At 67.0% G+C, this 19102-nt stretch carries 21 protein-coding genes; 18 read left to right on the top strand and 3 right to left on the bottom strand.

The features are described 5' to 3' along the window. Window positions 1-168: 168 nt before the first annotated feature. The 4 genes from ACZK29_RS05370 to ACZK29_RS05355 all read left to right on the top strand — a co-directional run bounded on the left by ACZK29_RS05370 (window position 169) and on the right by ACZK29_RS05355 (window position 2391). Window positions 169-567 (top strand): HU family DNA-binding protein, encoded by a 399-nt coding sequence (locus tag ACZK29_RS05370; RefSeq protein ID WP_010483539.1) that lies wholly within the window; start codon window positions 169-171, stop codon window positions 565-567. 254 nt (window positions 568-821) lie between these two features. Then, on the top strand, window positions 822-1130 hold the full coding sequence (locus tag ACZK29_RS05365; RefSeq protein WP_099553066.1) for a DUF3861 family protein: 309 nt from the start codon (window positions 822-824) through the stop codon (window positions 1128-1130). A 51-nt stretch (window positions 1131-1181) separates the two neighbouring features. Next, the gene (locus tag ACZK29_RS05360; protein ID WP_478446756.1) at window positions 1182-1712 is read left to right on the top strand and encodes a hypothetical protein; all 531 of its coding nucleotides are present in this window, start codon (window positions 1182-1184) and stop codon (window positions 1710-1712) included. 82 nt (window positions 1713-1794) lie between these two features. After that, complete coding sequence (locus tag ACZK29_RS05355) at window positions 1795-2391, top strand: YceB family lipoprotein (protein WP_005408439.1); 597 nt, start codon at window positions 1795-1797, stop codon at window positions 2389-2391. A 38-nt stretch (window positions 2392-2429) separates the two neighbouring features. Here the strand turns inward: ACZK29_RS05355 and ACZK29_RS05350 are convergent, their stop codons facing one another. Together ACZK29_RS05350 and ACZK29_RS05345 are read right to left on the bottom strand one after the other, a co-directional pair. Further along, a complete protein-coding gene (locus tag ACZK29_RS05350; RefSeq protein WP_024956948.1) occupies window positions 2430-2972 on the bottom strand; it encodes a type 1 glutamine amidotransferase domain-containing protein in 543 nt (180 codons plus the stop codon). 162 nt (window positions 2973-3134) lie between these two features. After that, the gene (locus ACZK29_RS05345; RefSeq protein ID WP_012479369.1) at window positions 3135-3602 is read right to left on the bottom strand and encodes an SET domain-containing protein; all 468 of its coding nucleotides are present in this window, start codon (window positions 3600-3602) and stop codon (window positions 3135-3137) included. Window positions 3603-3810: 208 nt separating this feature from the next. Here ACZK29_RS05345 and ACZK29_RS05340 point away from each other — a divergent pair, with 208 nt between their 5' ends. The 5 genes from ACZK29_RS05340 to ACZK29_RS05320 all read left to right on the top strand — a co-directional run bounded on the left by ACZK29_RS05340 (window position 3811) and on the right by ACZK29_RS05320 (window position 9113). After that, complete coding sequence (locus ACZK29_RS05340) at window positions 3811-4266, top strand: SUF system Fe-S cluster assembly regulator (protein WP_005408436.1); 456 nt, start codon at window positions 3811-3813, stop codon at window positions 4264-4266. 17 nt (window positions 4267-4283) lie between these two features. After that, on the top strand, window positions 4284-5759 hold the full coding sequence (gene sufB, locus ACZK29_RS05335; protein WP_049414162.1) for a Fe-S cluster assembly protein SufB: 1476 nt from the start codon (window positions 4284-4286) through the stop codon (window positions 5757-5759). A gap of 74 nt (window positions 5760-5833) precedes the next feature. Continuing rightward, window positions 5834-6598, top strand: a complete 765-nt coding sequence (gene sufC, locus ACZK29_RS05330; RefSeq protein ID WP_111202541.1) for a Fe-S cluster assembly ATPase SufC — start codon at window positions 5834-5836, stop codon at window positions 6596-6598. Then, window positions 6598-7860 (top strand): Fe-S cluster assembly protein SufD, encoded by a 1263-nt coding sequence (gene sufD, locus ACZK29_RS05325; RefSeq protein ID WP_459048305.1) that lies wholly within the window; start codon window positions 6598-6600, stop codon window positions 7858-7860. The genes sufC and sufD overlap by 1 nt, the downstream gene beginning before the upstream one ends. Further along, window positions 7857-9113: a cysteine desulfurase gene (locus tag ACZK29_RS05320; RefSeq protein ID WP_106549258.1), complete on the top strand. Its 1257-nt coding sequence runs from the start codon at window positions 7857-7859 to the stop codon at window positions 9111-9113. Before sufD ends, ACZK29_RS05320 begins: the two co-directional genes overlap by 4 nt. Window positions 9114-9167: 54 nt before the next feature. On the opposite strand, the gene ACZK29_RS05315 is transcribed toward ACZK29_RS05320, so the two are convergent. Continuing rightward, entirely contained in the window at window positions 9168-9620 is a 453-nt protein-coding gene (locus ACZK29_RS05315; protein ID WP_459048306.1) for a hypothetical protein, read from the bottom strand. Window positions 9621-9731: 111 nt separating this feature from the next. Here ACZK29_RS05315 and ACZK29_RS05310 point away from each other — a divergent pair, with 111 nt between their 5' ends. The 9 genes from ACZK29_RS05310 (at window position 9732) to ACZK29_RS05270 (ending at window position 19083) form a co-directional block, all read left to right on the top strand. After that, a complete protein-coding gene (locus ACZK29_RS05310) occupies window positions 9732-10271 on the top strand; it encodes a GNAT family N-acetyltransferase (protein ID WP_459048307.1) in 540 nt (179 codons plus the stop codon). Then, on the top strand, window positions 10268-10600 hold the full coding sequence (locus tag ACZK29_RS05305) for a non-heme iron oxygenase ferredoxin subunit (protein ID WP_012479365.1): 333 nt from the start codon (window positions 10268-10270) through the stop codon (window positions 10598-10600). The genes ACZK29_RS05310 and ACZK29_RS05305 overlap by 4 nt, the downstream gene beginning before the upstream one ends. A gap of 173 nt (window positions 10601-10773) precedes the next feature. After that, window positions 10774-11178 (top strand): hypothetical protein, encoded by a 405-nt coding sequence (locus ACZK29_RS05300; RefSeq protein ID WP_478446755.1) that lies wholly within the window; start codon window positions 10774-10776, stop codon window positions 11176-11178. A 145-nt stretch (window positions 11179-11323) separates the two neighbouring features. Further along, entirely contained in the window at window positions 11324-13630 is a 2307-nt protein-coding gene (locus ACZK29_RS05295; protein WP_478446754.1) for a TonB-dependent receptor, read from the top strand. Window positions 13631-13698: 68 nt separating this feature from the next. Then, window positions 13699-14418 (top strand): tetratricopeptide repeat protein, encoded by a 720-nt coding sequence (locus ACZK29_RS05290; protein ID WP_459048310.1) that lies wholly within the window; start codon window positions 13699-13701, stop codon window positions 14416-14418. A 10-nt stretch (window positions 14419-14428) separates the two neighbouring features. Continuing rightward, window positions 14429-15106, top strand: coding sequence for a Fe2+-dependent dioxygenase (locus ACZK29_RS05285; protein WP_164146709.1), 678 nt, complete (start codon window positions 14429-14431; stop codon window positions 15104-15106). A 165-nt stretch (window positions 15107-15271) separates the two neighbouring features. Then, entirely contained in the window at window positions 15272-15673 is a 402-nt protein-coding gene (locus tag ACZK29_RS05280; RefSeq protein ID WP_111202534.1) for a hypothetical protein, read from the top strand. 145 nt (window positions 15674-15818) lie between these two features. Then, the gene (locus ACZK29_RS05275) at window positions 15819-18239 is read left to right on the top strand and encodes a TonB-dependent receptor domain-containing protein (protein WP_478446753.1); all 2421 of its coding nucleotides are present in this window, start codon (window positions 15819-15821) and stop codon (window positions 18237-18239) included. Window positions 18240-18444: 205 nt separating this feature from the next. Beyond that, window positions 18445-19083: a PepSY-associated TM helix domain-containing protein gene (locus ACZK29_RS05270; RefSeq protein WP_111112788.1), complete on the top strand. Its 639-nt coding sequence runs from the start codon at window positions 18445-18447 to the stop codon at window positions 19081-19083. Window positions 19084-19102: the final 19 nt, after the last annotated feature.

Below are 19102 nucleotides of genomic sequence, written 5' to 3'. Positions count from 1 at the left end.
CACCCCCGTCCCCCATCGCCGGCCATGTACTGAATCGGCCTGGATATGAAAAAACATGCACTTTCCGCGCTTCGGGCTATTGGCGGCGCCCGAGAGTTGCCCTACATTGCGCTTGCCGACGGGGTTCGGCGCCGACCAAACAACCAACCGTTCACGGAACAGGAAACCATGGCAAAGACCGCTAAGAAGGCTGCCCCGAAGAAGGCAGTGAAGAAAGTCGCGACGAAGGCAGCCGCCAAGCCGGCCGCTCCGAAGCCGATCAAGGAAGTGCTGACCAAGTCCGGCCTGGTTGCACACATCGCTGAAGCCTCCGGCGTCATCGCCAAGGACGTCCGCGCTGTGCTGGCCTCGCTGGAAAGCGCCGTCGCATCCTCGGTGCACAAGAAGGGCGCTGGCTCCTTCACCCTGCCGGGTCTGCTGAAGATCACCACCGTCAATGTGCCGGCCAAGCCGAAGCGCAAGGGCATCAACCCGTTCACCAAGGAAGAACAGTGGTTCGCCGCCAAGCCGGCTACCACCAAGCTGAAGGTGCGTCCGCTGAAGAAGCTGAAGGACGCCGCGCTGTAAGCGCGCGCCCCAACGCGGATTCCGACGGGACGGCTCTGGCCGTCCCGTTTTTTTTGTCCCAACCACGGCCCGCAACACAGCGTTGCCACATCCCAGGGAATGCCCGTACAGGCCCGTCGCCATTGGCTGGGCCCGGCCTGCGGCGGTGCCGGAACGTACCGGGTGGAACACTGCGTGCAGCGCCGGCCGTCGCCGCCGGCCGTGGCCTTGCCTATCGTTGGCACATCCTCCACAGCTACGGCGAGCATCCCCTCATGGCCAGCCCCTCCACCCGCTACCGGATCTCGGTGACCCCCATCGAAAAGGACGGGGTGCAGTGCACCGGGCGTTGCACCATCGAACTGGAACATCGCGCCAGCCGCGACCTGATGCGCCTGCTGGAAGCGGCGCCGCGGACCGCAGGGCTCAGCGGCGATGAACGCGCGACCCTGGTGATTGCCACCCAGCTGCTGCGCGACATCGTGCAGCGCCACGCCGAAACCGATGGACATGCGTTGGCCGCCATCGCCGGGCAGGTGCTGCCGGCGCTGGATGCACTGGAACAGTTGCCCACCTCCCGCTGACAGGAGCCCAGTCGATACACTGCCTTCTCCATATCGCCTCGGGGAGGAGGCATGCGCAGGACGCTTTTCCTGATCGCGCCACTGGTGCTGCTGGGCTGTTCCAGACCCACTGCACAACCGGACGTTGCGCCTGCGCCATCACCAGCCAGCGCGGGAGCACAGGCCGTTGCAGACACCGACGCAGCGTCCCTGCAGTCAGCAACGATCGATCCGCTGTTCGCCGCGGTCGCTGCCGACGCCGAACCACCTTCGGTGATGCTCAACCGCTACGTGATCGCGCTGCTCAACCGCGACCGCAGCGCCAGCGACGCGGCATGGGCGATTCCACCTGCCGATCCGCACCGCGCAGATGACGCTGCGATACGCCAGTTGCAGGACCTGCGCACGCTGCGTCTGGACAGCGGAACCCCGCTGGCACGCGACGGCCGGGAGCCATCCCGGTTGCTGGAGGTGCCGGTGCGGCTCCGCGCGACCACCGCACAAGGCACCTTCCGCTTCGGCGGCTGGTATCGCGTGCAGCCCAGCCCCGATGGCCGCGCCTGGCAGATCCAGTCGGCTCAACTGCGGCCAACGCTGGACTGAACTGTTGCAGCGGCATGCACGCACGATTCAGCCGCCCCGGCTACTCTTTCCTCCATCCATTCCCTATCCAGCGGTCACCGCCATGCGCCTGCGTTCCCTGATGACCCGCCTCGCCGCCTCCACCGTACTGATCGCAGCCGCGATCGGTGCCCAGGCCGCCCCCTCCATTTCCGGTCGCGAACTGTCGGTGGGCGCCAGCGATGTACAGCAATACCTCGATGGCAGCTTCCCGCGCACCCAGGACGCCTTGGGCGGACTGATCGCCCTGACCATGAGCCACCCTCAGCTGAGCCTGCCGGCCGGCGAGCGTTTGAACCTCGGCATGGATGTGGCACTGGCCACTGCAGGTGGCAATCCGGCCAAGCTGGGTACGGTGAAGCTCAGCAGCGGCCTGCGCTACGACGCGCAGACCCAGGGGTTCCACCTGCAGCAGCCGAGCGTGGATGACTTCACCCCGGCCAACCAGGGCGGTCGTCTCGACTCCCGTACCCGCGGCCTGCTCAACGCCTGGCTGAGCGACTACGCCCAGCGGGAGCCAATCTACAAGCTGGATCCGGCCGTGGCCGGCGTGCTTGGCGCGCTGCAGGTGCAGTCGGCACAGGTGAAGAACGGCAAGCTGGTGGTCACCTTCAACCAGAACCTGGGCAATCTGGTGCCGGCAGGCGTGCTGGGCAAGTAAGGTGGTGCCGGCCAGCGGCCGGCACTACCGGTAGCGCATCAGGCGGCAAGTGCCTTGACCACCGCCTCACTGAAGGCCGGGATGTCGTCCGGCTTGCGGCTGGTGATCACGTTGCCGTCGACCACGACCTCGGCATCGCGCCAGTTCGCCCCCGCATTGGTCAGATCCTGCTGCAGGGACGGCCAGGACGTCAGCTCGCGGCCATCGGCGAGGCCACTGTTGATCAGCAGCCACGGGCCATGGCAGATCGCAGCCACAGGCTTGCCGGCCTCGTCTACTGCGCGGACGAAGCCGAGTACAGCCTCGTCGGTACGCAGCGTGTCCGGATTGATGACTCCTCCCGGCAGCACCAGCGCATCGAAGCTGGCCGGATCGGCCTCATCCAGCGGAATATCCACCGCGACGGCGTCGCCCCAGTTCTTCTCTTTCCAGCCCTTGATCGTCGCCTCCTTTGCAGGCGACACGACGCTGACGCGCGCGCCTTCGGCTTCCAGCAGACGCTTGGGTTCGGTCAGTTCGGACTGTTCAAAGCCGTGGGTGGCAAGGATGGCAATCTGCTTGCCCTTCAATCGTTCTGCCATGGGTGCACTCCGGTTGGGGGTGCCGACAGAATGGAAGAATGGCCCTTGCACGGCGGTGACCCTGCCGTGCACGGCAGGTGGAGAGCCTCCGGGTGGTGCCGGCCGCTGGCCGGCACCCGGATTGCGCCTTGCCGGCCAGCGGCCGGCACTACCCGGTACCGGTCAGCGCTTGGGCTGCAGCATCGTGCCGGTGCACTTGGGCGAGCCGCAGCGGCACTCCCAGATCTTCTTCAGCTTGGCGGTGTGGCGCTCGGCCAGGGTGATGCCGTAGTTGTAGGTCAGTTCCTCACCGGCCTTGATGTCACGCAGCGCCTCGATGAACACCTTGTCGCCACGGCTGTCACCATCCTCGTCTTCCTCGATCACCGCCTCGCAGTTCGGATCGCAGCTGTGGTTGATCCAGCGCGCGTCATTGCCCTTGTAGTTGGCATCGATCACCCAGTCGTCGTTGAGGGTGAACAGGAAGGTATGGCCACTTTCGACGTCGCCGCTGTCATCGGCATCGACGTCGCCGTGGCTGCGCAGCAGGCCCTTGTACTGGATCACGCGCTCGCCCTGCTTGATCGGGGCCACGGCGAACACGCCGTTGCCATGGATGGCGGACTTGCGGGCTTGGATCTTCTTCGGCATCGGCAAGGGAGGTCTGCAGCGAAAGGAACGTTGATTCTCGCCCATTCCGGGTGATTGCGAAAATCACCCCGTTGGCGCAGCATTGCGCCCCGGCAGCGGCCCCGGTGCGTCGTCCCGGTCCCTCCCAGCGCCGGCTGAATGCCCGGGTTGGATGCCGGCGAATAAAAGCGTACAATTTCAGTCCGCTTTAAGAACCGCTCGCATTCCCATGTTGCGTGTCACCAAGCTCACCGATTACGCCACCGTGGTACTGACCGTGCTTGCCGCCCGTCCGGGCGAGGTGCTCAGTGCCACCGAGCTGGCCGAATTCACCGGCCTGGAGCCGCCCACCGTCAGCAAGGTACTCAAGCCACTGGCCCAGGCCGGCCTGGTCGAAGGACTGCGCGGTGTCCGTGGCGGCTACCGCCTGACCCGCCCGGCCATCGAGATCTCGCTGTTCGAAGTGGTCGAAGCGATGGAAGGGCCGCTGGCCCTGACCGAATGCAGCCACGACCACCACCAGTGCGGCATGGCGCCCAAGTGCGGCGCGCGCAGCAGCTGGCGGCTGATCAACGACGTGGTCTCCGAGGCCCTGCGCGATGTCACCCTCGCCCAGATCCTGCCCCCTCTTCCCCTTGCCGATGACGAACAGCGCCGCACCATCGCTGTCGACGTCGTCTCCTGATCCACAGGCAGCCCCCCATGGCCACCGAAACCATCGAAAACGTCGCCCACGACGACACCCCCAACCGCGAGATCCACGAGCAGCTCGGCCGCAAGTATTCGGCCGGCTTCATCACCGAGATCGAATCGGACTCCCTGCCGCCGGGCCTGGACGAGGACACCATCCGTGCCCTGTCGGCCAAGAAGGACGAGCCGGAGTGGATGACGCAGTGGCGCCTGGACGCCTACCGCCACTTCCTGACCATGCCGATGCCGGACTGGGCCAAGCTGGAGATCGCGCCGATCGATCTGCAGGCGCTCAGCTACTACTCCGCGCCGAAGGGCCCGAAGTACGCCTCGCTGGATGACGTGCCGAAGGAACTGCTCGACACCTACGACAAGCTGGGCGTGCCGCTGCACGAGCGTGCCAAGCTGGCAGGCGTGGCGGTGGACGCGGTGTTCGACTCGGTGTCCGTCGGTACCACGTTCCGCAAGGAACTGGCCGAGAAGGGCATCATCTTCTGCTCGATGTCCGAGGCCATCAAGGAACACCCGGAACTGGTCCGCCAGTACCTGGGCACCGTGGTGCCGGTGGGCGACAACTACTTCGCCGCGCTCAATTCGGCGGTGTTTTCCGATGGCAGCTTCGTGTTCATTCCCAGGGGCGTGCGTTGCCCGATGGAACTGAGCACCTACTTCCGCATCAATGCCGGCCACACCGGCCAGTTCGAGCGCACCCTGATCGTGTGCGAGGACAAGGCCTACGTGTCCTACCTGGAAGGCTGCACCGCGCCGATGCGCGACGAGAACCAGCTGCACGCCGCGGTGGTCGAGCTGGTCGCGCTGGAAGACGCGGAGATCAAGTACTCCACCGTGCAGAACTGGTACCCGGGCGACGAGAACGGCGTCGGCGGCATCTACAACTTCGTCACCAAGCGCGCCGAATGCCGTGGCGCGCGCAGCAAGGTCACCTGGACCCAGGTCGAAACCGGTTCGGCGATCACCTGGAAGTACCCGTCCTGCGTGCTGCTGGGCGACGATTCGGTGGGCGAGTTCCACTCTGTCGCGCTGACCCACCACCGCCAGCAGGCCGACACCGGTACCAAGATGATCCACGTCGGCAAGCGCACCAAGAGCAAGATCGTCAGCAAGGGCATCAGTGCCGGCCGTGGCCAGAACACCTACCGCGGCCTGGTGCGGGTGGACCGCAACGCCGATGGCGCGCGCAACTATACCCAGTGCGATTCGCTGCTGATCGGCAAGCAGTGCGGCGCCCACACCTTCCCCTACATCGAGGTGAAGAACCCAGGCGCCACCGTCGAACACGAGGCCACCACCTCCAAGATCTCCGACGACCAGCTGTTCTACTGCCGCGCCCGTGGCATCAGCCAGGAAGACGCGGTGTCGATGATCGTCGACGGCTTCTGCAAGCAGGTGTTCCGCGAACTGCCGATGGAGTTCGCGGTGGAAGCCAAGAAGCTGCTGGAAGTCTCGCTGGAAGGGTCGGTGGGCTGACCGCCCGCCCCTGCCCCTCGCAAACGCATTCTCTTTACCGGCGGGCCACGGCCCGCCCCACGGAAACCCCCACCATGCTGAAGATCGACAACCTCCACGCCCGCATCGGCGACAAGGAAATCCTCAAGGGCCTCTCGCTGGATGTTAAGCCCGGCCAGGTGCACGCCATCATGGGCCCGAACGGCGCCGGCAAGTCCACCCTGGGCAATGTCCTGGCAGGCCGCGACGGCTATGAAGTCACCGAAGGCAGCGTGCAGTTCGACGGCGTCGACCTGCTGGACCAGGACCCGGAAGCGCGCGCCGCCGCCGGTCTTTTCCTTGCGTTCCAGTACCCGGTGGAAATCCCGGGTGTGAACAACACCTACTTCCTGCGCGCCGCGCTGAACGCGCAGCGCAAGGCGCGTGGCGAGGACGAACTGGACTCCATGCAGTTCCTGAAGCTGGTGCGCCAGAAGCTGGCCGTGCTGCACCTGAAGGACGAGCTGCTGCATCGTGGCGTCAACGAAGGCTTCTCCGGTGGCGAGAAGAAGCGCAACGAGATCTTCCAGCTGGCCGTGCTGGAGCCGAAGCTGGCAATCCTGGACGAGACCGACTCGGGCCTGGACATCGACGCGCTGAAGAGCGTGGCCGACGGCGTCAACGCACTGCGCGCCGCCGACCGCTCGTTCCTGGTCATCACCCACTACCAGCGCCTGCTGGACTACATCAAGCCGGACGTGGTGCACGTGCTGGCCGATGGCCGCATCGTCAAGACCGGTGGCCCGGAACTGGCGCTGGAACTGGAAGCGCACGGCTATGATTTCCTCAAGGACCGGGTCGTGCCCGAGGCGGCGGTCTGATGAGCGCCCTGCTCGACTCGATGGCCCAGGCCTTCTGCGGCAGCGATGCGCGCCGCGAAGTGCTGGATGCGGCCCTGCGCGACGGCCTGCCGGCCGCGCGCAACGAAGCCTGGAAGTACACCTCGCTGCGCCAGCTGGAGCGCCGTGCGTTCGCAGCTGCACCGCTGGCCCCGCCGGCACTGGATGCCGCACTGCTGGAGGACATCCCGGCACCGCGCCTGGTGTTCGTCAACGGCCGCCTGGATGCCGCGCTGAGCGACGTGCAGGCGCTGCCGGCCGGCGTGCAGCTGCAGCCGCTGTCGGCCGCACTGGCGTCCGGCGAAGACGCCGTGCGTTTCCTTGGCCGCCGTTACGAGCGCAGCGAGGAGATCTTCGCCCGCCTCAACGCCGCACTGGCCGATGAAGGCGTGGTGCTGCGCGTGGACGAAGGCGTGCAGGTCGAAGCGCCGCTGCAGCTGGTGTTCGCCAGCGTCGCCGGCGAAGCCGACCTGGCCTGGCACCACCGCCACCTGATCGAACTGCGTGCCGGCGCCAGCCTGGGCGTGGTCGAGCACCGCTTCAGCGTGGGCGATTCGGCCCACCTGGACAACACCGTGCTGCATGCCCACGTCGCCCGTGATGCCGTGCTCAAGCACGCTCGCGTGCAGACCGGCAGCGCGCGCCAGACCAGCTTCCTGCGCACCGACGCGGTGCTGGCGCGCGACGCGCAGTACCACCGCGTCGACCTGGAACTGGGCGCCGCACTCAGCCGCCACGAACTGAACGTACGCCTGGAAGGCGACAACGCCCAGCTGACCGCCAACGGCGTGCTGCTCGGCAATGGCCGCCGCCACGTCGAGACCCGCCTGGGCATCGACCACATCGCGCGCGATACCAGCTGCGAGCTGCTGTGGCGTGGCGTCGCTGCCAACCGCAGCCGCGTGGTGTTCCATGGAGGCATCCAGATCCGCGAAGGCGCCGACGGCACCGATGCGAACCTGTCCAACAAGAACCTGCTGCTGTCGGCCGACGCCGAGATCGATACCCAGCCGACGCTGGTGATCGACGCCGATGAAGTGAAGGCCGCGCATGGCGCCACCGTCGGCCAGCTCGATGCCAATGCGCTGTTCTACCTGCGCTCGCGCGGCCTGCCGCAGGCACAGGCGCAGGCACTGCTCAGTGCCGCGTTCTGCCACGAGCCGCTGAAGATCCTGCCGGAAGCCCTGCGCGAGCAGCTGGCACGCCGTTTGGACAAGGCCCTGGCCGAGGCGGGTGTGGCATGAACCTGTCCACCCCGCGCCCGATCGAAACCCCCAGCGGCGCGCCCGACTGGGACCGCGTCCGACTCGACTTCCCGCTGCTGATGCGCGAAGTGCACGGCAAGCCGCTGGTCTATTTCGACAATGCCAACACCGGCCAGAAGCCGGTGCAGGTGATCGGCGCGGTGGATGAGTTCTACCGCCGATACAACGCAAACGTCAGCCGCGCGGTGCACGCGCTCGGCAGCGAAGCGACCGACGCCTACGAAGGCGCGCGCAACAAGCTGGCCCGCTTCCTCAACGTGCGCCCCAGCGACCTGGTGCTGTGCAGCGGCACCACCTTCGCCATCAATCTGGTGGCGTATTCGTGGGCCCTGCCGCGGCTGAAGGCCGGTGACGTGATCCTGGTGTCGCGCATGGAGCACCACGCCAACATCGTGCCGTGGCAGCTGGTCGCGCAGCGTACCGGCGCCACCATCCGCGTGGCCGAGATCACCCCCGATGGCGCGCTCGACCTGGATGCGCTGCGCGCGGCGATGACCCCCGAGGTCAAGCTGCTGGCGGTCACCCATGTGTCCAACGTGCTGGGTACGGTCAACCCGGTGCGCGAGATCTGCCGTGAAGCGCGCAAGCGCGGCATCATCACCGTGGTCGACGGCTCGCAGGCGGTGCCGCACCGCAAGGTCGACGTCGCTGCGATCGGCTGCGACTTCTACGCCATCACCGGCCACAAGATGTGTGGCCCGACCGGCACCGGTGCGCTGTGGGCGCGCCGCGAGCACCTGGACGCGATGCCGCCGTTCCTCGGTGGCGGCGAGATGATCAAGGAAGTCAGCTTCGACGGTACGGTCTTCAACGACGCCCCGCACAAGTTCGAAGCCGGCACCCCGAACATCGCCGGCTTCATCGGCCTGGGCGTGGCCGCCGACTACCTGCAGCAGCTGGGGCAGGACAACGTGGAAGCGCGCGAAGCCGAACTGCTCGCGCACTTCACCGAAGAACTGCGCCGCGTCGACGGCCTGCGCATCATCGGCGAAGCGCCGGAGAAGGCTGCCGTGGTCTCGTTCCTGATCGACGGCGCGCATGCCCACGACCTGGCCACGCTGCTTGATCTGGAAGGCGTGGCCGTGCGCTCGGGCCAGCACTGCGCGCACCCGCTGCTGCAGTACTTCGGCGTCGCAGCCACCTGCCGTGCCTCGCTGGCGTTCTACAACACCCACGCCGAGATCGAGCGCTTCATGACCGCACTGACCAAGGTGCGCAAGCTGTTGGGGTGAGAGCCGAAAGGCAGCCGGAAACATCGAGAACGCCGCGGGAAACCGCGGCGTTCTTCATGGCGCGGCCAAGGGCAAGATCGAAGACACGCAGAGCTCCGCAGGCCATTGCCCAAGATGCCCCTTGCCGAACGGGGCTCCGGAGCGACCGGCAGAGACGATTCCGGTGAGTTCAACCGCCTGCTCCGGCGGCAGCACCAGGATGGGGATGCCGTTCACCCAAACGCCGGCCGCCGCCCACGAGTCCTGTACCGGCGGCCCTGGATGCAGCGCAGACATTTCAAAGCGATCGACGTAGACCCCTCGCACGCGCACCAATCGCCCGTGATAGCGCATCGGATCGGCGCGCAACGCCTCCAGCGTGACCGGCAACGCACGGGATGGACTGAAACTGGCGCACCCCAGGCCGTTGGGCGCAATGCCGCCCCCGTCCACATGCGCCGGCAGACGTGCCAGAGCCATCATCATCCCCGCGGTCAACGCCAGCGCGATTCCCTTCGACACGTCCACGCCACGGCCCTGTATGACAATTGCTGAAGCGCGAGCATACCGTTGCCGGAACTGCCGGAACTGCCGGAGTGCCCCATTTGCGCCCGCCCACGGCCCACCTAGAATGGGCCGATGAGCACCCTGACCTTCCGCGCCGCCACGCCGGCCGACATCCCCGCCCTGATCTCCCTGGTCACCTCGGCCTACCGCGGCGACGCCAGCCGCGTCGGCTGGACCACCGAAGCCGACCTGCTGGACGGCGCCCGCATCGACGCCGAAGGCATCCAGGCCGACCTCGACCGCCCGCGCTCCACCATCCTGCTGGCTGAACGCGCAGGCCAGCTGGTGGCCTGTGCCCACGTCGCCGATGTCGACGGCAAGGGCTACTTCGGCATGTTCTCGGTCGACCCGGCCCAGCAGGGCGGTGGCGTCGGCAAGCAGCTGATGGAGGCCGCCGAAGCACACGCCGCGCGCGAATGGAATGTACCTGTGATGCAGATGACCGTCATCGACGTGCGCGACGAACTGATCGCCTTCTACGAGCGTCGCGGCTACAGCCGCACCGGCATCAAGAAGCCGTTCCCGTACGGCGACGAACGCTTCGGCATCCCCAAGCGCGACGACCTGCGCTTCGAGATCCTGGAAAAGCCGCTGGCCGGAGCCACCGCGTGAGCGAGGCCTGGACCTTTGTCTGTGCCGGCAACGAGCTGCTGCCGGGTGAAATGAAGAGCGTGTTCGACGAAGTGACCGGCACCCCGATCGTGGTGTTCAACCTCGACGGCGAGCTGTACGCACTGGAAGACCAGTGCACGCATGAAGAGTTCGAGCTGTCCTCCGGCGAGTTCAACACGACCGAAGGCAGCGTGGAGTGCGTGCTGCACGGCGCGCGCTTCGACGTGCGCGATGGCCGCGCCCTGTGCGCCCCGGCCTATACCCCAGTGCCCAAGTTCCCGGTGAAGCGGGAGCACGACGCGGTCTGGACCCGCGACGACCGGGATTGAGGTCGCGCCCCGGCCGAGGGCATCCACCATGAGGTGGATCTACAGAAACGCCTTGAGGGGCTTCCCAGGGCGTTTCAGGGGTTCCCCGGCGGCCCGCCACATCCCGTACATGCGAATCATTATCGTTGATGTTATTCTACGTAACATCTTCGTAACGACTCCGCCCCTGCGCCATGGCTACGCCCGCGCCCACCGCCACGCTGTGCCAGCTCGCCCGCCAGGGGTGGCCGCTGCTCGTGGCCGTGCTGCTGACGCTGCTGCTGGGCTGGTCGGCGCTGCACGAGGGGCGCGCCAGCGATCCGGCCACGCACGGCTGGCAGGCACACGCGGATGATCTGCTGCAGTCCATGCCGCTGCCGGAAACGCCGGCCGACGAATGCCCGCAACACGCCGCCCCTGCCCCCGAGCCGCCGCTTGATGGCGAGGGCAGTACACCCTGCACCGGCCTGGCGTCACCGCGCGCCGCGCTGGTCGCACACATCCCGCGGTGGTGCTCCGACGCCCTGCGCTGGCAGCTGCACGATCCCGCACTGCGGTTGAACCCCGGCCACGCACCGCCCGCACCGCACGCCAGCTGAGGCGCCCTGCGGCCTTTGCCGTTCGCCTCATTGCGTTTCGGGCCAGCCGAGCATCGGCTCGGCTCTACAGCACCCGTCTCCTGCCTGCCGCCACGCCTGCGTGCCGGTCCGCGCCCTTTCCCGATCCAAGCCACCACCCACCACCATGACCCATATCAAGACCCGCAAGTACGCCCCGCGCGTTTCCCTGCTCGCCTCGGCCACCCTGGCCGCCGGCTTCGCACCGCTGGCCGCACAGGCCGCCGACGGCGCCGCCTCCGGCGCCAACAAGGCCACCGACCTGGACAAGGTGCAGGTACGCGGCAGCTGGTTCAATCCGTCCTCGCCGAAGTTCACCGCCGAACTGCTGGACACGCCGAAGTCGGTGTCGATCGTGTCTGAGAAGCTGATCGCCGAGACCGGCGCGACCAACCTGCAGGATGCGCTGCGCATGGTGCCGGGCATCACCTTCGGTGCCGGCGAAGGCGGCAACCCGACCGGTGACCGCCCGTTCATCCGTGGCTTCGATTCGCAGAGCAACGTGTTCGTCGACGGCCTGCGCGACGTCGGCTCGCAGACCCGCGAAATCTTCGACCTTGAGCAGGTGGAAGTGGTCAAGGGCCCGAGCTCGGCCTACGGCGGCCGTGACTCCGGTGGTGGCAGCCTGAACCTGGTGAGCAAGACGCCGAAGCTGAAGAACGAGACCAGCGCCAGCATGGGCATCGGCACCGACAGCTACGCCCGCGGCACGGTGGACGCCAACTACATGCTGGGCGATGGCATCGCTGCCCGCCTGAACCTGATGAAGCACGCGTCGGACATCCCCGGTCGTGATGCGGCCAACGTCAGCCGCTGGGGCATCGCGCCGTCGATCGCGTTCGGCCTGAACGGCCCGGCGCAGCTGATCGCCAGCCACTACCACATGCAGAGCGATGATCTGCCCGATGCGGGTGGCTTCCCCTACAGCAACCCGTTCTCCAGCGGCCCGAACGTGGCCAAGAACGGTGATGGGCGCCCGATGGTGCCGGACCGCAACAACTACTACGGCCTGGTCGACCGTGATTTCCAGCGCACCCGCGCCGACATCAGCACTCTGGACGCCAGCTACGACTTCGGCGGCCACAAGCTGCGCAACATCGCGCGTCTGGGCAACACCAGCAACGACTACCTGTGGACCCAGCCGGACGACAGCAAGGGCAACCCCAACCTGTACGGCACCTTGTGGCGTCGCACCAACACCCGTGCGGTCGACGTCAAGAGCTTCGCCGACCAGCTGGGCCTGACCGGTGCCTTCCAGACCGGCGCGCTCAAGCACAGCTACAGCGCGGGCGTGGAGTACAGCGACGAAAAGATGACCCGTGGCAGCTACCTGATGTCGCCGGGCACCGCCAATCCCCTTGAAAACAGCGCCAACAGCACTCGCTGCCAGGTGTCCGGCGCGGCTACCGGCTACAACTGCACCGACTTCAACAATCCGAACCCGAACGATCCGTGGGCGGCCGGTCAGATCGTCTATCGCAGCGACAAGGCGCTGGACGTCGAGCAGCGCACCAGGACCACCTCGGCCTACGTGTTCGACACCATCGAGCTCAATGAGCAGTGGATGATCAACCTCGGCCTGCGCTACGACGATTTCCGTACCACCCTGACCACTCCGGTGGTCGGCAAGGCACCGACCCGCGTGCGTAACGACAACGACTTCCTGAACTACCAGGCCGGCGTGGTGTTCAAGCCGGCCGCCAACGGCAGCATCTACCTGTCCTGGGGCACCTCCTCGACCCCGCCGGGCATGGACGGTGGTGACGGTTCGGACGGCCTGAGCGCCGCCGTGGCCGACCTCAAGCCGCAGGACACCAGGAACCTCGAACTGGGTACCAAGTGGGACCTGCTCGACAACCGCCTGAACCTGACCGCCGCGATCTTCCACACCGTGATGAACAACGCACGCGTGACCATCGACAACGGCACCAGCCAGAACGCCGGCAAGAAGGAGATCAACGGTTTCGAGCTGGGCTTCAACGGCCAGCTGACCGATGCCTGGAGCCTGTACGGCGGCTACACCTACCTGGACTCGGAACTGAAGGACAACGGCTTTGTCTGTGGCGCACCGGTGGGCCGCACCTGCCCGTCCAACGTCTACGTACCGTCGCCGAACAACGGCAACGTGTTCCCGAACACCGCCAAGCACAGCGCCAACCTGTGGACCACCTACCGCTTCCCGATCGGCCTGACCGTCGGCGCCGGTGCGTTCTACTCGGACAAGCAGTACGGTGATGTCGCCAACACCAAGTGGATCGCCAGCTACACCCGCTTTGACGCGATGGCCAGCTACGCGATCCAGGACAACATCAGCCTGCAGCTGAACGTGCAGAACCTGACCGACAAGACCTACTTCACCAAGGCCTATGCCTCGCACTACGCGAGCATCGCCCCGGGTCGCTCGGCCACCCTGGCACTGAACGTGAAGTTCTGATCCAGCGTTGCTCCACCACGGCGGCAGGGTCTCCTGCCGCCGTTTTTGTTTCCGGCGATACTCACTGCATGGCCAACCGCACCCCCATCGACAGCGACGCACTGGTCGAGCTGCTGCAGCACGACCCGGCAGCCGCGTTCGCGCACATCCGCGATGCCGCACAGGCCGGCCAGGTCGATGCACAACTGCTGCTCGCGCAGATGCACATGGAAGGCAAAGGCACCGCGCAGGATGCCTCTGCCGCGCTGCTCTGGTACGAAACCGCCGCCAACAACGGCGCACCGATGGCGATGAACATGCTCGGCCGCTGCCATGAGCTGGGCCAGGGCACCCCGCCCGACCCGGCGCTGGCCGCGGTCTGGTACCGGCGCGCGGCCGACACCGGCCTGGACTGGGGCCTGTACAACCTGGCCAACCTGCTGGCCACCGGCCGCGGTGTACCGCAGGACCGCGCGCAGGCACTGGCCTTGTACACCCGAGCTGCGCATCTGGGCCACGCCAAATCGATGAACCTGCTGGCCCGCCACCTGGAGGACGGGCTGGATACCGCACCGGATCCGCAGGCGGCGCTGGCCTGGTATCAGCGCGCGGCCGAGGCCGGTGATTTCCGCGGCCAGGCCAACTACGCATCGATCTTGCTGCAGGCCGGCCAGGTCGACCAGGCCGTGCATTGGCTGCGGCTGGCGCTGGCCCACGGCAGCCCGGCGTTCATGGCGCACATCGTGCCGGAGCTGGCGGCGTCCCCACATCCGCAGGTGCGCGCCCTGGTCGCACCGCCGTCCCTCTGAGGAGTTCCGCATGCTGCTGCACATCCCCGACATCCTCAGCGCCGCGCAGGTGGCCGAGTTCCGCCGCCGCCTCGACGCTGCCGACTGGACCGATGGCCGCGAGACGGTCGGCCATCTGGGTGCGCAGGCCAAGCACAACCAGCAGCTGCCCGAGGCCTCGCCGCTGCGCCGCGAGCTGGGCGAGATCATCCTCGTCGCGCTGGCCCGGCACCCGCTGTTCTTCACCGCGGCGCTGCCACTGAAGTACCTGCCGCCACGCTTCAACCGCTACAGCGGCGGCGGCACCTACGGCTTCCATGTCGACGGCGCAGTGATGAACCTGGGCAACGGCGAACAGCTGCGATCGGACATCTCCTGCACCCTGTTCCTGTCCGATCCGGACGAGTACGAGGGTGGCGAGCTGATCATCAGCGACACCTACGGCGAGCATGAAGTGAAGCTGCCCGCCGGCGACCTGATCGTGTACCCGTCCAGCAGCCTGCACCAGGTGCGGCCGGTCACCGACGGCGCGCGCGTGGCCTCGTTCTTCTGGGTGCAGAGCATGATCCGCGACGACGTGCAGCGGCGCCTGCTGTGGGAGATGGACGGCTCGATCGAGCGCCTGCGCCAGACCGGTGGCGACGCCGAGGCGGTGCTGCAGCTGACCGGCGTGTACCACAACCTGCTGCGGCGCTGGAGCGAGGTCTGAGCTGCTTCAGACCGCCCCCCCGATCTTTTGGCAATCATTCTCATTTGCAACGGCTAACAGCTCTCATTACAATCACGCCCCGTTGATGCCGGCCGCTGCCGGCGACCGCCCGGGGATTCCTGCTTGCTGCGCCCGCTCCGCCCTCGCCCACTCATCCATCGCAAGATGGGCACCGCCATGCGCGGCCAGCGTCCCGCGCTGGCCAGCCTGCTGGCCTGGGTGGCGATGCTGGCGTTGCTGCTGGGCACCCTGCCGCTGCTGCCGCATCCGGCCACAGCGATGACCGTGCAGGTACCGCTGGAAGAACGCGGCGGCGAAGGCCCGTTGCAGGAAGAGGCTCCGGCCAAACTGCGCCGCTGCGCCTCCACCCCGGTGAAAGCGTCCGAGAAGGCGCCGCCGCCGCTGTTGCTGGCCAACCAGTGGCTGCGCACCGAACTTGAACTCGTACCCGCCACGCCGGCCATGCCCGGCGTGCGCCCGGACTGGCCACTGGCCGCTCCGGACACGCCCTGGGTCGATGCGCCCGGGCGTCGCCAGCAACGCGGCCAAGCGCCGCCGCTCGCCTGATCCACGGCCCGACGTGACCGCCTGCGCGGTCGCGCCCGCACGCCGCTGCCTGCTTCATCCCTGCCGCCCCTGACCGGGCTTCCCGTGCATGCCGCGCCCTTCGCGCCCGGCATCGCACCTCTCTGCATCTTTCGAGGTAATTGCCATGGCCCAGCGCCATCGTGTCCGTTCGTCCCTGTCCCGCCCCCTGCTGACCAGCGCCGTGCTGGCGGTGATGGCGGCCCCTGCTTTCGCACATGCAGAGATCGCCGGCGCCCCGCAGACGCTGGACAAGGTGGTGGTCACCGCCTCCGGCTTCGAACAGAAGGTGGTCGATGCGCCGGCCAGCATCAGCGTGGTCAGCCGCGAAGAGCTGAGCAAGCGCCCGTACACCAACCTGGTCGATGCGCTGCGCGACGTCGAAGGCATCGACGTCGGCCTGGAAGCCACCGACAAGAACGGCCGCGCCACCATCTCGATGCGCGGCCTGCCCTCCGAATACACCCTGGTACTGATCGACGGCCGCCGCCAGAGCAATGTCGGCCAGCTGTATCCGAACAACTTCGGCGGTGGCCAGTTCGCCTACCTGCCGCCGCTGGACGCCATCGAGCGCATCGAAGTGGTGCGCGGCCCTATGTCCACGCTGTACGGCTCGGACGCGATGGGCGGCGTCATCAACATCATCACCCGTCGCAACCAGGACAGCTGGCATGGCGCGCTCACTCAGGGCTTCACCGTGCAGCAGGACGACCAGTTCGGCGATGCACGCACCACCGACCTGTACCTCAGCGGCCCGCTGCTGAAGGATCGCCTCAGCCTCGCCGTGCGCGGCAGCTACTACGATGCCAAGGCATCGAACCCGGAATGGGATGCACTGACCCTGCCCGACGGCACGCTGTGGGAGCGCAGCATCGGCTTCGGTGGCGGTGGCAAGTCGGTGGCCAACACCAACTGGAACACAGGCGTGCGCCTGGACTTCCGCGTCAACGATGACCACGAACTGTGGCTGGACTACGACGTGTCGCGGCAGAAGTACGACAACAGCGAAGGCCAGACCGGCACCCTGGACAGCCTGGCCAGCCTGTGGCGCGTCGGCAATGCGGTCATCCCCAACCCGAACGGCAGCGGCACGGTCACCCGCCGCGTGGTGCAGCCGCGCGTGGGCTACACCGCCTACCAGCGCTACGAGCGCGACCAACTGTCGCTGACCCACCAGGGCCGCTACAGCTTCGGCACCTGGCAGACCTCGCTGACCCACAGCAAGAGCAGCAACCTCGGCCGCTCGCTGCCGCTGACCCTGGACGAGCGTGCCAACCTGCAGACGCTGTGGAATGACGTCTGCCGTCGCACCGGGGCGGCCAACAACTGCGCGGCCGGCCGTGGCAATGCGCTGACTGCGCTCAATCCCAGCGAAATGGCGCGCCTGCAGGCGTTCCTGCCGCGTCCGCTGCGTACCATGGAACTGGAAGGCTACGTGCTCGACACGATGCTGGATCTGGACTTCGGCGCGCACAAGCTCACTGTCGGCGGCCAGTACAACGACACCGACATGATCGACGGCGTGTTCGGCATGGACGGCGCCGGCTACCGCAGCAACACCAGGCAGAAGCACCGCATGTGGGCGCTGTTCGCCGAGGACAACTGGGCGCTGACCGACACCCTCACCGCCACCTTAGGCCTGCGCTACGACGACCACAACATCTTCGGCAGCCATCTCAGCCCGCGCGGCTACTTGGTGTGGAACGCCAGCGATGCGTGGACCTTCAAGGGGGGCGTCAGCACCGGCTACAAGACCCCGCGTCCAGACCAGCTGTTCCCGGGCATCACCGGCTTTGGTGGCCAGGGTGTATTGCCGCTGGTGGGCTCGCCGAACCTGAAGCCGGAAACCAGCACCAACTACGAGCTGGCCGCGTACTACGAAGGCCAGCGCTGGGGCTTCAACGTCACCGGCTTCATCAACAAGTTCGAGGACAAGATCGCCAGCGGCGGCACCTTCCCGAACTGCGAAGTGGCGCCGGCCGGCAGCGGTTACTGCGTGGACATCGGTCCGGGCTGGGCAACGCTGGGCTACAGCACCTTCACCCAGAGCGTGAACATCGACAAGGCCGAGACCCGCGGCGCGGAACTGGCCGGCCACATCGACCTGCTCGACACCCTGCAGCTGCGCGGCAACTACACCTGGACCAGGAGCGAGCAGACCAGTGGCCTGCAGAAGGGCCTGCCGATCAGCGGCACCATGCCGGCAAAACACATGGCCAACGCCAGCCTCAACTGGCAGATCAGTGAAACGGTCAGCCTGTCGCTGATCGGCGAGGGCCGCTACGACCGCTACCGCGACACCCTGCTGGATGCCTCCGGCGCCAGCCACACCCGCTATTACGAGGACTACACCATCTTCCACCTGGGTGGCAGCTGGAAGGCCACGCCGTGGCTGACGGTGAACGCGCGGGTCAACAACCTGTTCGACAAGAACTTCGTCTCGCAGTCGTGCCTGCTGATCAGCCAGAGCGAGTTCAACTGCGTGGACGACTATGCGACCAAGGACCAGCGCCGCAGCTATTGGATTTCGTTGAACGCGAAGTTCTGATCGCCGCGCACCTCCCTGCTTCGGTGGGTGCCAACCTTGGTTGGCACCGCTTCATCCACGCATGGCGTGGATCTACCGACCCGCGGCAGCGGTAGTGCCGGCCGCTGGCCGGCAATCGCCCTCCAGGGATACAGAACGACACGCAATTGCGAGCTATTCTCATCAATGATGTAATGGGCAGTCCCCGTCCGCCTCGAACCGTGCCGTGAGCCGTCCTGCCTCTTCCACCGTGCAGCAGCAACAAAGCCGTGGCTTCTGGCTGCGGACGCTGCACCAGTGGCACTGGATCAGCTCGGCGGTGTGCCTGATCGGCATGCTGCTGTTCGCGGTGACCGGCCTGACCCTCAACCACGCAGCGAAGATCGAGGCCAAGCCCCAGGTGCAGAACCAGCACCTGGAACTGCCGGCCGATCTGCTCGGCCAGCTCGGCACGCGTGAAGACGGCAACGCGCCGATCCCGCGTCCGGCCCGGCAATGGCTGGATACACAGCTGGGCATCGCCATCGGCGGCCGCCCGGCCGAGTGGTCGGCCGAGGAGATCTATTTGTCGCTGCCACGCCCCGGCGGCGACGCCTGGCTGAGCATCGATCGCGAGACCGGCGCGGTGGAGTACGAATCAACCTCGCGCGGCGTGGTGTCCTACCTCAACGACCTGCACAAGGGCCGCAACGCGGGCCCGGCGTGGGGCTGGTTCCTGGACCTGTTCGCCGTGGCCTGCCTGGTGTTCTGCATCACCGGCCTGTTCCTGCTGCACCTCCATGCACGGCAGCGGCGCATGACCTGGCCGCTGGTCGGCCTGGGCCTGATGATCCCGCTGCTGATCGCCCTGCTGCTGATCCACTGACTTTCCCTCGTTTCCGGAG

The sequence above is a fragment of the Stenotrophomonas sp. 89682_Sma genome (assembly GCF_056481405.1).
Note: the sequence above shows the minus strand (reverse complement) of the source record. Positions and strands in the feature narration are given on the sequence as shown.